At 61.6% G+C, this 12,849-nt stretch carries 11 protein-coding genes; 2 read left to right on the forward strand and 9 right to left on the reverse strand.

Annotation, left to right across the window (positions count from 1 at the left end):
* Positions 1-87 precede the first annotated feature (87 nt).
* The 9 genes from C3Y91_RS01935 to C3Y91_RS01975 form a co-directional block, all read right to left on the reverse strand.
* On the reverse strand, positions 88-2,049 hold the full coding sequence (locus C3Y91_RS01935; protein ID WP_168574914.1) for a bifunctional metallophosphatase/5'-nucleotidase: 1,962 nt from the start codon (positions 2,047-2,049) through the stop codon (positions 88-90).
* A gap of 175 nt (positions 2,050-2,224) precedes the next feature.
* Entirely contained in the window at positions 2,225-2,545 is a 321-nt protein-coding gene (locus C3Y91_RS01940) for a hypothetical protein (protein ID WP_075224401.1), read from the reverse strand.
* 27 nt (positions 2,546-2,572) lie between these two features.
* Entirely contained in the window at positions 2,573-2,941 is a 369-nt protein-coding gene (gene omp10 / locus C3Y91_RS01945; RefSeq protein WP_018243526.1) for an outer membrane lipoprotein Omp10, read from the reverse strand.
* Between the two features lie 171 nt (positions 2,942-3,112).
* The gene (locus tag C3Y91_RS01950) at positions 3,113-4,564 is read right to left on the reverse strand and encodes a homospermidine synthase (protein WP_075224400.1); all 1,452 of its coding nucleotides are present in this window, start codon (positions 4,562-4,564) and stop codon (positions 3,113-3,115) included.
* A gap of 84 nt (positions 4,565-4,648) precedes the next feature.
* A complete protein-coding gene (locus C3Y91_RS01955) occupies positions 4,649-4,792 on the reverse strand; it encodes a hypothetical protein (RefSeq protein ID WP_018072828.1) in 144 nt (47 codons plus the stop codon).
* 17 nt (positions 4,793-4,809) lie between these two features.
* On the reverse strand, positions 4,810-5,094 hold the full coding sequence (locus C3Y91_RS01960) for a YciI family protein (protein WP_018072829.1): 285 nt from the start codon (positions 5,092-5,094) through the stop codon (positions 4,810-4,812).
* Between the two features lie 2 nt (positions 5,095-5,096).
* Positions 5,097-5,726, reverse strand: coding sequence for an aminotransferase class IV family protein (locus C3Y91_RS01965; protein ID WP_075224478.1), 630 nt, complete (start codon positions 5,724-5,726; stop codon positions 5,097-5,099).
* Positions 5,723-6,883, reverse strand: coding sequence for an aminodeoxychorismate synthase component I (locus C3Y91_RS01970; protein WP_075224399.1), 1,161 nt, complete (start codon positions 6,881-6,883; stop codon positions 5,723-5,725). Before C3Y91_RS01970 ends, C3Y91_RS01965 begins: the two co-directional genes overlap by 4 nt.
* A gap of 93 nt (positions 6,884-6,976) precedes the next feature.
* The gene (locus tag C3Y91_RS01975; RefSeq protein ID WP_130682480.1) at positions 6,977-8,833 is read right to left on the reverse strand and encodes a M3 family oligoendopeptidase; all 1,857 of its coding nucleotides are present in this window, start codon (positions 8,831-8,833) and stop codon (positions 6,977-6,979) included.
* Positions 8,834-9,144: 311 nt separating this feature from the next.
* Here C3Y91_RS01975 and C3Y91_RS01980 point away from each other — a divergent pair, with 311 nt between their 5' ends.
* Both C3Y91_RS01980 and C3Y91_RS01985 read left to right on the forward strand, forming a co-directional pair.
* Positions 9,145-10,689 (forward strand): sigma-54-dependent transcriptional regulator, encoded by a 1,545-nt coding sequence (locus C3Y91_RS01980; RefSeq protein WP_130656214.1) that lies wholly within the window; start codon positions 9,145-9,147, stop codon positions 10,687-10,689.
* Positions 10,690-10,867: 178 nt separating this feature from the next.
* Positions 10,868-12,712 (forward strand): peptidoglycan L,D-endopeptidase MepK, encoded by a 1,845-nt coding sequence (locus C3Y91_RS01985; RefSeq protein WP_168574915.1) that lies wholly within the window; start codon positions 10,868-10,870, stop codon positions 12,710-12,712.
* Positions 12,713-12,849 lie beyond the last annotated feature (137 nt).

Below are 12,849 nucleotides of genomic sequence, written 5' to 3' on the forward strand. Positions count from 1 at the left end.
GCAGCCCCGAGATCGTGGTTCACCCTATAGAAAGAAAAACCGGCCCGGGAAACCCCGGACCGGCCAGTGGCATCGGGACAAATCGTCTTACTTGGCGGGGACCTCGATCTCCTTGCCGACCGTCAGGTGACGCGGGTTCGGCTTGCCATTGGCATCCGAAAGCTTCCGCCACATCGTGCCGTCGCCATAGAAGGTCACGGCGAGATCCCAGAAGGTGTCGCCCGCAGCGATGACATGGGTGGAAGGCGTCGTTGCGGCAGGTGCGGAGGCTGCCGGTGCCGGCGCTGGTTCAGTAGCGGGCGCCGGTGTTGCTGGTGCCGGGGCAGCGGGTGCCGGCTCGGTGGATGGAGCAGGAGCAGCGGGCGCGGGGCTGGGTTCGGTAGAGGGGGCCGGAGCAGCCGGTGCGGCAGGCGCCGGCTCGGAAGCGGAGGGAGCAGGCGCTGCCTGCGCCAGTTCGGTGACGCGGCCATCCGTATATGGCTTGTAGGGCGAATGCGCAGCGACATATTCGGCGGTCACGTCGGCAAGGTCCGGACCGTAATCATAGGCGTTCTTGCCTTCCTTAAAGATCGAATAGCCATCGCCGCCGGCTCGCATGAAATTGTTGGTGGCGACTTTGTAGGTCTTGGCGGGATCGATCGGAGCGAAATTGTCGCCTTCCTTCACCTGGACATCGCCGACGCGGCTGCCGACAGGCTTCGACTGGTCGAAGGCGAACTTCAGGCCGGCGACCTGCGGGAAGCGCCCAGCGCCCTGGTCGATCTGGCTGACGCCATTTTCGAGCGCTTTGACGACATCTGCGCCAGTCGTCTCAAACGTAGCGAGCGTGTTCTGGAAAGGCAGGACGGTGATGACCTCGCCCTGGGTGACCTCGCCGCCGTCGATCGAAGCGCGCAGGCCGCCGCCGTTCTGGACGGCGATGGTGACGCCCTGGTTCTTGGTGCGATCGAGCATGGCGTCGGCCACCAGATTGCCCATCGAGCATTCCTTGACGCGGCAGACCTTGCGGTCGCCTTCGATCGGGCTTTCGGAGGAGCCGATCACCTTCTTGCGCAGTTCTTCTATCGGCTTTGCGAGTTCGGCGATACGGGCAAGGACAGCCGGATCAGGCGCGAAGGTGGAATCGATCAGGATCGGATCGCCCTTGGCATCTTTGACGACGCCGCTATCGTCGAAATTGACGACGAGATCGCCGAGATACTTGCTGTAGGAGGCAGCCTGGACGACCGGCACTTTATAGCCGCCGGGATTGTCGACCATGGTCGGATAGGGGCCTTCGGCCTTGGGGTCGGTGTTGGAGAGCAGGCTATGGGAATGGCCGCCGACGACGACATCGACATCCGGGATCTTGGCGATCAGGGCGAGATCGCGGGGGTAACCGACATGGGTCAGCGCGATGATCTTGTTGACGCCCTTGCCCTTCAGATCCTGAACGGCCGCGGTAATGCTCTGGACGTCATCGGCGATCGTGACGTTCGGGCCGGGGGAGGAAAGCTCTGCCGTGTCATTGGTGACGGCGCCGACGATACCGATCTTCTGGCCGGCGACATCGAGCACCAGCGAGGGCTTTATGCGGTCGCCGAGCTTGGAGGCGGCTGTCGCCTTGACATTCGCCGTCACGACAGGGAACTGCACCTTGTCCAGGAAGGTCGCAAGCCCGTCCTCGCTGTCGTCGAATTCATGATTGCCGACGGTCATGGCGTCGAACTTCATCAGGTTCAGGAACTCGGCTTCGGCTGCTCCCTTGTAGGTCGTGTAGAAGAGCGAGCCCTGGAAATTGTCGCCGGCATTCATGAGGAGGACGTTCTTGCCGGATAGCGCCTGGCGGCGCTGATCGATCGCGGTCTTCAGGCGGGCAGCACCCCCGAAGCATTCCTTCTTGCCTTCCTCTTCGGCCGAGCAGGTGGAGTCGAACTTGTTGATCGATTCGATGCGCGAGTGGAAATCGTTGATATGAAGAATATTGAGTTCGTAATCTGCAAAGGCGGCGCCCGTGCTCAGCGCCAGCATGGACGCGGTCAAAAGACCGAAGCTGAAAGACTTCGTCATCCCTGTTCTCCTGATTGAGGCGAAAGATCCCCCTGATCCCTCGCCGATCCCTTACATCGTGTGCCGGGGCGGTTTCCCGGCCTGCGGATGTTCCATCAGACGATGCACGACCGCAAGAGAAAGCTGGGCCAGGCGGGACGCTTTCCAAGGGGGCAGGGCAAAAAAGCCGGGCTGCTTATCCCCGGCATTCGCCGTCGGCGGCGTTTCGGTAGAGTTCGTGCACGGCCTCCGCAATATTCGGGACCGTCGCGAGCGCAATGATCAAGCAGAGAAGGGAAACGAGGCGATGAAAGCGCCGGCCGGCCCGATGAGCAAGGAGCGCGCCTGCACCATAGATCAGGACTGCCGGCACGGCGAAGATCAGCACCTGCAGCGGCCCGTCGCAATCGGGAGCGGCGATGCCCTGGGCGCGATATTCGTTGGCCGGCGAAACGACCGCAATTGCCGCAAGCGGCATGGCGAGCAGCAGGACGAGGTAAAAGGCGAGGGCCCGCATGCTGTGCTCAGCCTACCGCCTCATCGTTCAGCCGCGGCGAGAAAGTGTGAACTGTGCGCCGGAATCGGAGGTGCAATTGAGCTGGCTCGGGTTGACGAGGGCGCAATTGACCTTGGACTGGGTCTTGCGCACCAGCGAGGTCATGTTGATCTCCACGAGGGTCGGTGAGGTATTGATATAGGTGCCCGAGGCAAGAAGCTGGTTGCTGTCGGTCGTGCGGGTGGTGAAAGTACCGCCCTGGAAGGTGGAAACGATGCCGTTCGGATCGCTCCAGTTGCCTTCCACGCCGGTGGCGGCGGGCGCGGTTGCAACCGGCAGGCGACGCGGCTCTGATGAAACGCAGGCGGCTAGAGCGGCCGCTGCACCGACAAGAACGAGACCAGTTCTGATTTTCATAAGGCTTCTCCCGGCGAATCGGCGCGGCGGACAGCCGCCAAGTTCGGGCAAAACATGGCGCGCGCCCGGCATGAAGGCAAGCCTTGGTGGGGCGGCGAACGGCATTTAGACAGCCGGCGTTACAAAAATGCCCGCCTTGCGGCGGGCATTGTCAAAGCCGTGCAGGCGTCCTCAGCGAACCAGAATGTTCCTGAACTGCCACGGATCCTTGGTGTCGATATCCTCGGGGAAGAGGCCCGGACGGCCGTCGAGCGGGGTCCAGTCGGTGTAGTGGCCCTCGACCGGGCCGAGATAGGGCATCTGCACTTCGAGGCAGCGCTTGTAATCGATCTCGTCGGCTTCGACGATGCCGGCATTCGGGTTTTCCAGCGCCCAGACCATGCCGGCGAGGACGGCTGATGTGACCTGCAGGCCGGTGGCGTTCTGGTAGGGCGCGATGCGGCGGGTTTCTTCCAGCGACAGGCGCGAGCCATACCAATAGGCATTCTTCTCATGGCCGTAGAGCAAGACGCCGAGTTCGTCGATGCCGTCCTCCAGCTCGTCCTCGTCGAGAACGTGATGGACCGGCTGCGGCGTGCCGCCATTGCCGAACATTTCATGCAGCGAGAGCACGGCGTCGTTGGCCGGATGGTAGGCATAGTGGCAGGTCGGGCGGAAGGTCACTTCGCCGTCCTTGTCGCGAACGGTGAAGAAATCGGCGATCGAGATCGACTCGTTGTGGGTGACGAGGAAGCCATATTGCGGGCCGGGAGTCGGGCACCAGGTGCGCACGCGGGTGTTGGCGCCCGGCTGCTCCAGGTAGATCGCCGCCTTGTTGCCCTTCTTGTGCTTCTTGGCGTTCTTCGGCATCCATTCTTCATGCGTGCCCCAGCCGAGTTCGGCTGGCTGCAAGCCTTCGGAAATGAAGCCTTCGACGGACCACGTGTTCCAGAAGACGTTGAGCGGCTTCGGATGCTTGGTGCGCTGGGTGTCGCGCTCGGCGATGTGGACGCCCTTGACGCCGAGCTTCTTCATGAGCTTTGCCCAGCCTTCGCGATCGTGCTGGTCCGGTTCGTCGAATTTGAGGCCGGTATCGTTGGCGAGGTTGACGAGCGCCTGCTTGACGAACCAGGAGACCATGCCCGGATTGGCGCCGCAGGTGGAGACGGCGGTAGCGCCGCCCGGGTTCTTCGCCTTTTCCTTGCGCATGGTTTCGCGCAGCGCATAGTTGGTGCGGTCGGCGTTGCTCATGCCCTTGTCGAAATAGAAGCCGAGCCAGGGTTCGACGACGGTGTCGATATAGGGAACGTCGAGTTTGCGGCAGAGCTTGATGATGTCGAGCGAGGAGGTGTCGACCGAGAGGTTGACGCAGAAGCCCTGGCCTTGGCCTTCGGTCAGCAGTGGCTTCAGCAGTTCCTTGTAATTGTCCTTGGTGACATGTTCCTTGACGTGACGAACGCCGTGCTTGCGCAGAATCTCCATGTCGGAGGGCTCTTCCCGCGGATCGATGACGACCATCCGGCTCTTGTCGAATTTGAAATGGCGCTCGATCAGGGGCAGGGTGCCGCGACCGATGGAGCCAAAGCCGATCATCACGATCGGACCGGTAATTTCGGCATATACCGGATAGTTTTGTTCCGTCATTCTTTTCTCCTGTGGAAGGCGACGAAGGCGTTCAGCCCGAAGAATTATTTTGAAATTGCCGCAGAGATTGCGAAGTGACCGGCTCTAACCATAAAATGGCGTCACAATAAAGGGCGTTGACAGGGAAAGGCCAAATATCGAGCGGTGATAGAGGCCGGCGAAGCTGTCCTGGGGACCGGCAGTCCGCGTGGATTCGAGCTCTTTCAGATGGGCTGCGAGATCATCCATGATCGGCTCCTCTAAATTCAGCCCTTCAGGATTTCCAGTCCGTCGACCGCCGTCGTGACGGCAAGCTCGGTGATTTCGTATTCGGCGACGCCATGGAGGGTGAAGGGATCGGCGGCGACATAGGCCTCAATCGCGGCGCGCTCGCCGATTGCGAGGATGACGCCGCCGGTACGCGGCACCTTGCGGCCGGAAGCCAGAAACCAGCCCTTGGCATAACCCTCTTTCACCCAGGCCATGTGTGGCTCCATGTGCCTGTCGGCTTCATCGTTGGGTTTCACATAGGTGAGCGAGAGAATGAACATGGTCAGCTCCTGACGAGGTTTGCGCGGATCAGGCCGCGCAGCGAGTTGCCGATATAAAACGTGCCGGCATCGAGATCGGCAAGCGTGATGCGGCCGACACGGGCCTGGCGCCGGCAGATGAGCTCGGTGCGCAGCACGCCGGCAAGCAGGCCGCAGGAGATGGGCGGGGTGCGCAGAATGCCGATTCCATCGTCCAGGAAGATCGAGGTGATGGTGCCCTCGCAGACTTCATCGCGTTCATTCAAAAGGATGACTTCGTCGGCCTCGGCGGTCGTATATTCGGCGCGTGCGGCCTCGTAGACGGCACGGCGCGTGGTCTTGACGCGCAGCAGTCTGTCGGCGGAATTCAGACGGGTGTCGGCGAGACGGACGATCCAGGTAGTATCGGGCGCCAGGGGCACAAAAGCGGCGCTCGTTACCTCGATACGGCCTTGCGCGTCGAAGGTCAGGCGGATGCGTAGCGGACCGGCAGCACCTGCAACGGCTTCGTCGAGCCTGGCCGCCGCCGCGATCGGTTGCGGGAAGCCAAGGCGACGTGCGGAGCGGGAAAGCCGGGCGAGATGCAGCCGCAGCCGGATGAAGCCCTCGCCGGGCTGCCAGCGCAGCGTCTCGATCAGCGAAAAATCGATCATCGCGCAATCCATTGGTCGCCGACAGCGAAGCGGGCCTTGAGCAGGCATTCCTCATATTCGGCCTCGGCGGTCGAATCGAAGACGATGCCGCCGCCGACATTGAAGACGGCCCTGCCGCCCTCAAAAAGCGTGATGGTGCGGATGGCGACGGAGAAACGCATGGCGCCGGTGGGCGAGATCATGCCGATCGCGCCGCAATAGGCGTCGCGCGGGGCATCCTCGAGCGCATGGAGGATTTCCATTGCCCGCATCTTTGGCGCGCCGGTGATCGAACCGCAGGGGAAGAGTGCGGAGAAGATGTCGCGGATCGAAAGATCGGGGCGGAGCCTTGCCTGGACATGGCTCACCATCTGGTGGACGGTCGGATAGGTCTCGATGTCGAAGAGCTTCGGGACGTCGAGCGTGCCGACCTCGGTGATGCGGGAGATATCGTTGCGCAGCAGATCGACGATCATGCGGTTTTCCGCCTGCGTCTTGATATCGCTGCGCATCGCCTCGATGATCTCGGCATCCTCGGCGGCAGTCGTGCCGCGTTTTGCCGTGCCCTTCATCGGATGGGTCTCGATCCAGCCCTGTTCATCGGTGCGGAAGAAAAGTTCGGGCGAACGCGAAAGGATAATCGGGCCGCCGAGATCGACCAGTGCGCCGTATTTAACCGGCTGGCGTTCGATCAGCGACCAGAAGGCGGCACGGGGATCGCCGTTCCAGCGGGCCTCGACCGGCATGGTGAGGTTCGCCTGATAGGCGTCGCCGAGCCGTAAGTGCTTGTGGAGGCGGTCGAAGCGCTCCTTATATATAGGGAAATCCCAGGCGGCTTTCGGAGCGGTGAGGAATTCCTCGTTTTCGAGGCGCTGTTTTGGCTGGGCAAGCGGATGCGTATCCGGCTGCGGAGCGTCGAAGACGCCGAAACAGATGAGCGGGGTGTCGCGATGTTCCCTGGCGAAGGGAGCGAGTTTTTCCTCGAAGAGGTATCCGGCCTCATAGGCCATGTAGCCGGCAAGCCATTTGCCTGCGGCCTTGGCCTGCTCCATCCGGGCAAGGCCTGCAAAGAACTCGGCGCGCGTCCTGGCAACGATGATCTCTGCCGGCTCGGCAAAGAGCATCACCTGTCCGGTCACGTCGTCGCGGAAGAGAATAGTGGGTTGGGTTTCGGCCATCGGCGGCGTCTTTTCTTGGAGCGCGATCCTTCGTCCGCCTGCCGGCGCCTCCCCCCGCTTGCGGGAAGAGGTTTGGCGTGGGGACAGGGCTGATCAGGCCGCTCTATCTAACGCTTCCAGCTCATCGATCAGCCCTTCGATCATCGACAGGCCCTGGCTCCAGAACGACGGATCGGTGGCGTCTAGGCCGAAAGGCTTCAGCAGTTCCGAGTGGTGCTTGGTGCCGCCGGCCCTCAGCAGTTCGAAATACTTCTCCTGGAAGCCTTTCTCGGCTTTCTGGTAGACCGCATAGAGCGAATTTACCAGGCAATCGCCGAAGGCATAGGCGTAGACATAAAAGGGCGAGTGGATGAAATGGGGGATATAGGCCCAGTAGGTCTCGTATCCCTCGGAAATGCTGATCGCCGGCCCGAGGCTTTCCGACTGGACGGAGAGCCAGAGTTCGCCGATGTCGTCAGCTGTGAGTTCTCCTGATTTGCGGGCGGTGTGGAGCTTGCGCTCGAATTCATAGAAGGCGATCTGGCGCACGACCGTGTTGATCATGTCCTCGACCTTCTGGGCAAGCATCGCCTTGCGCTCGCGTTTGTCGGTGGTCTTTTCCAGCAGCGCGCGGAAGGTCAGCATCTCGCCGAAGACAGACGCGGTTTCGGCAAGCGTCAGTGGCGTCTGGCACATCAGCGCCCCTTGTGCGCCGGCGAGAACCTGATGCACACCGTGCCCGAGTTCATGGGCAAGCGTCATCACATCGCGCGGCTTGCCCATGTAATTGACGAGCACATAGGGATGGGCCGAGGGAACCGTCGGATGGGCGAAGGCGCCTGGCGCCTTGCCGGGACGGACCGGGGCATCGATCCATTGTTCGTCGAAGAAGCGCCTGGCGATATCCGCCATCTCCGGGGCAAAATTGCCATAGGCCGACAGCACCGTATCCTTCGCCTCCGGCCAGGAGATGATGGCGCTGGAGGTTTCCGGAAGGGGCGCGTTGCGGTCCCAGAAATTCATCTGCTCCATACCGAGCCATTTCGCCTTCATCTTGTAATAGCGATGCGAAAGGCGGGGATAGGCTTCGCGGACGGCCGCGGCCAGCGCATCGACGACCTCGCGCTCGACACGGTTTGCCAGGTGGCGGCTGTCGGCGATGTCCTCGAAGCCGCGCCAGCGGTCGGCGATCTCCTTGTCCTTGGCAAGCGTGTTGGTGATCAGCGTGAAGGTGCGGATATTCGCCTTGAAGGTTTCAGCGAGCGCCATGGCCGCCTTGCGTCGCGCCTCAGGATCCTTTTCCTGCAGCCTGTTCAGCGCTACTTCGAGCGGCACTTTCTCGCCATCGATGTCGTAGCGAAGTTCCGCCATGGTTTCGTCGAAGAGGCGGTTGAAGGCGGCGGCCGATGTCATCGACTTCTCGAGGAAGAGCTGTTCCAGCCTGTCGTCGAGCTGGTAGGGCTTGTCCTTCCTGAGGTCGAGCAGCCAAGGGCGATAGTGTCCGGCGGCGGGATCATTCACCATGCAGGCGTCGATCACCGTGTCGTCGATGCGGTTCAGTTCCAGCGCGAAGAACAGGAGATGGCCGGAAAATTCGGTGATCTTGGCCTGCACGTCGCCATAGAGCTTGCCGTTTGTCGGGTTGGTGGTGTCGGAGAAATAGGTGAGGCCGGCAAAGGAGCCGAGGCGGCCGATGATGTCGTCCAACGCCTCATATTCCTTCAGGGCCGCGCCGATGCCCTCAGCGCCGGTCTTCGCTGCCGCCTCCGTGAGTTTGCCCTTCCACTTTTCTTCAAAGGCGATTGCGGCCTTGCCGGCCTTTTCCATGTCGGCGACAAAGGCGGTGGAGGTAGCGGAGGGATAAAGATCCTGCAGCTTCCAGACCGGCAGATCGCCGAGCGCCGGGTCGGCGGCCCCAGCTGGCACTGCTGGAGATAAAAGAAGGCCGGCGTGCGGGAGCTTGATTTTCATGGACGCAATTCCTCTCCACTTTCATAACAGGTCTGATTGTCTACCGCATCGGCCCGAAAATCGGAATCGATTTTCGGAAAGCACGATGCGTCGATTCAAAGTGTTACAGCGTCCTTTGCGCGTCTGAAAAGACGCGCGGCGCTGTAAGCGCGCTAACGCCTCGCATCAAGGGGTTTTCGGCGCATGAAAGGCGTCGCTTCGGCACCAAAATGACCCGTTCCAATCGTTAAAATGCAATTGTTTCTCAAAACTGGATGTTCAAGCCTTCCTGTCAGAGTGCGCTTTATGGTTTCGCATGAAGTGAGGCGACAATGACCGGTTACAATGAGCTCAAGGGAGCAGGGCAAATCCTCGTGGTCGAAGACGACCCCGTGCAGCGCCGTCTGCTCAAGAACGCAATCGAGCGTCACGGCCATGTCGTGCACCAGGCGGAAAACGGCCGCATCGGCCTGGAAATGGTCAAACGCGACAGCGGCCTTTTCAACGTCATCGTACTCGACCTGATGATGCCGGAGATGACCGGCCTCGAATTCCTCGATGCGCTTCACGAATTCGGCACGCAGATCCCCGTCATTGTGCAGACGGGGCAGGGCGGCATTGAAACGGTGGTGCAGGCAATGCGCGCCGGCGCCTTCGATTTCGTCGTCAAGCCGGTCTCGCCCGAACGCATCGCCACTTCGATCTCGAACGCGATGAAGCTCGACCAGCGCGAAGTCAAGGCGCGAGCCGGACGCCGCTCGCGCTCAGGTTCGGTTGGCTTCGACGATATCGTCTCGGCAAGCCCGGCGATGCTCCGCGTTATCGATCTCGCCCAGCGGGCGGCTCAGTCCAACATTCCCGTCGTGCTCGAAGGCGAATCCGGCGTCGGCAAGGAGCTGGTGGCGCGCGCCATCCAATCCGGCGGCGACCGCTCGAACAAGCCTTTCGTCACCGTCAATTGCGGGGCGATCCCGCATAATCTGGTCGAGAGCATTCTCTTCGGTCACGAGAAGGGTGCGTTTACCGGCGCGACCGAGCGCCACATCGGCAAATTCATGGAAGCCGATGGCGGCACCATCTTCCTCGACGAGATCGGCGATCTGCCGCTCGAAGTGCAGGTAAAGCTCTTGCGTGCCGTGCAGCAGGGCGAGATCGAGACCGTCGGTGCGCGCACCGCGCACAAGGTCAATGTCCGACTGATCTCGGCGACCAACAAGGATCTGATCGAGGAGGTCAAGAACGGCCATTTCCGTGAGGATCTCTATTATCGCCTCAACGTCTTCCCGATCACCATTCCGGCGCTGCGCAAACGCAAAGAAGACATTCCCAATCTGGTGCGCGTCTTTGCCGAGCGCTTCTCCAGCGAGCAGAAGAGTGGTCGCCGCATGACGGTGAATGCCGGCACGCTGGCGTTGCTGACCGCCTATGACTGGCCGGGCAATATCCGCCAGCTTGAAAACGCGATCTTCCGCGCGGTCGTTCTGGCCGAAGGGCCCGAGCTGACCGAAGCGGATTTCCCGCAGATCGCCGCCCAGCTTCCGGAATACGATGTGGTGGATCACCTGGCGCTCGTTGCCGACAATACCGGCCTCGATCCCGACGATGGCTATGGCGAGGACTTCAGGGCGTCGATGTCGGGAGAGGTGCACCACCGCCTGTCCGAGGCTTCGGAAAACGCGATCGCCAGCGTCAATCCTGCCGGAGACGTGCGCAGGCTTGCCGATGTCGAGGAGGAACTCATCCGATTCGCGCTCAAATTCTACCGTGGACAGATGAGTCAAGTAGCGCGCAAGCTTGGTATCGGCCGGTCCACACTTTATCGCAAGCTCAAGGACTACGGCATAGACCCTGACAATCCCCAGAAAGATGCGGCTTAAACGCTTTTTGTTAAGATTAAGGCAACCACGTTTTGTTACTAGTCATAAACCACTTGTTAGTGGCGCGTTCACTATGTAAAGAAAAGGTTGATCATGTGTGGCATTTTTGCCATCGTGTGACCGCATTTGACAGTCATCTGAGACAGTACGGGACATTGTCTGTCTGACGGGGATCGAGTTGCCGAATCTGAATGGGAATTCCAAGCCTTCGCGCTTGAGCTGGCGTTTGTTGTGCGCCGACATCTGCGGAAAGGCAATAAGGACGGTAGCGGCCGCCCTTCTTGCGCTCGCGGTTTCCTCACCGGTATTCGTTAGTACGCCTTCGCAGGCAGCGGGCGACACCCGCAGCCTCAAGCTCTATTTCATTCATACCGGCGAAAAAGCCGTCATCACCTACAAGCGTAATGGCAAGTTCGACCCCAAGGGTCTGGAGCAGCTGAATCGCTTCCTGCGCGACTGGCGCAAGAACCAGCCGACGAAAATGGACCCGCGGCTGTTCGACCTGATCTGGGAAGTCTATCGCCAGAGCGGTTCGAGGGACTACATCAACGTCGTCTGCGGTTTCCGTTCGCCGGGAACCAACGAGATGCTGCGTGGCCGCTCGCGCAATTCCGGCGTCGCCGAAAAGAGCCAGCATATGCTCGGCAAGGCGATGGACTTCTTCATTCCCGACGTCAAGCTGGCGACGCTGCGCGGCATCGGCATGAAGATGCAGGTCGGCGGCGTCGGCTTCTATCCGAAGTCGGGCTCGCCCTTCGTGCACATGGATGTCGGCGGCGTTCGCGCCTGGCCGCGCATGAGCCGCGACGAGCTGGTTCGGCTCTTCCCGAACGGCAATACCATCCATATTCCGGCCGACGGCAAGCCGCTGCCGGGCTACCAGCAGGCGATGGCCGACTATAAGCGCCGCGTCAGCGGCACGCAGATCCAGATCGCCAGCGCTTCCGAATCGGCGCCGAAGCACAAGACGCTGTTTGCCGCGCTCTTTGGCGGCGGAGCCGACGAGCAGGAAGACGAGACGGACGATTCCACCCCTGTTGCCGTTGCCAAGGCGACGCCGCCGAAGGCCGAGCCTGCCCCTGTCGAGCCGCAGCAGACCGAAGTCGCGGATGTGAACGCGCCGGTGCCGCAGGTTCGCCCGGCGTTCAGCAACCAGCCCGCCGGCAGCGAAGTGGCGAGCGCGCTCGTAGCGCCGCCTTCGGGTAATGCCGCACAGCAGGCTCTTGCGGCCGCCCTTCCGGTCGATCAGGTCCAGCCGCAGCAGTTCGCCGACCTCAGTGCCTACAGCATTCCGGTTCCCTCGCTTCTCGGCCAGCGCCGCGCGCCTGGTGACGCCGAGGTCGCGTCGACCGATCCCATGCTGACGGGCGCAAATGGGCTGCCGGTTCCGACGCCGGTCGAACGCCCTGCCGTTGCCGAGAACCTTCTTGCCGCGGCCGATGCCGATCCGGAGGCAGAAGCCGACGAAGCCGATCAGGACGCGCTGTCTCCTGCCGTGGCCGATGCACTCGACCAGCAGCGGAACGATAGGGAAAGCCAGATCGCGTCGAAGGCGCCGCCGCAGACGGTTGAGCAGGCGATCAACGCAGCGATGACGCAAAAGGCGCCTGCCGCAAAGCCGCCGCTCGAACTCGCAGCATTGGCGCCGATGACCAAATCGGCAAGCTTTGGCGATAGTTTCGACGAACCGGCCGCCGAAAGCGCCGTAGCGCAGGGGCTTCCTGCCAAGGGTGGTCGCCCGACGCAGAAGGAAGCCGCCGCAGCGGATGCCAGCCGCACGACGGTGCGCACCGAGCCGAAGCTGACGGAAAAGATGATCTCGCAGTGGGCGCTCACCAATGCCCGCCTGGAAATGGCCTCCAAGCAGGTCAAGGCGCCGCGGTTCGTCAGCCAGACGATGCGCGCCCAGCCGTCCGCCGTCTATGCCGAGGGCTTCAACGTCAAGACCGCTTCGGTCGACCCGGCCCGCTTCAGCGGCACGGCTGTGAATTTCATGGAAGTGCGCAAGTTCAATACGAACTGAGCCTGCCGATTATGGAAATATCGAAAACCGCCGGAGCGATCCGGCGGTTTTTCTTTGGCCGCTTCGACAGGGTAAGGTCACTGTTTAACCGGCGCGTTCTTCGCAAAAGAAAAGCCGCCGAAAGGCTCGGCGGCTTG

The sequence above is a fragment of the Rhizobium ruizarguesonis genome, assembly GCF_012349115.1.
GTDB lineage: Bacteria > Pseudomonadota > Alphaproteobacteria > Rhizobiales > Rhizobiaceae > Rhizobium > Rhizobium ruizarguesonis.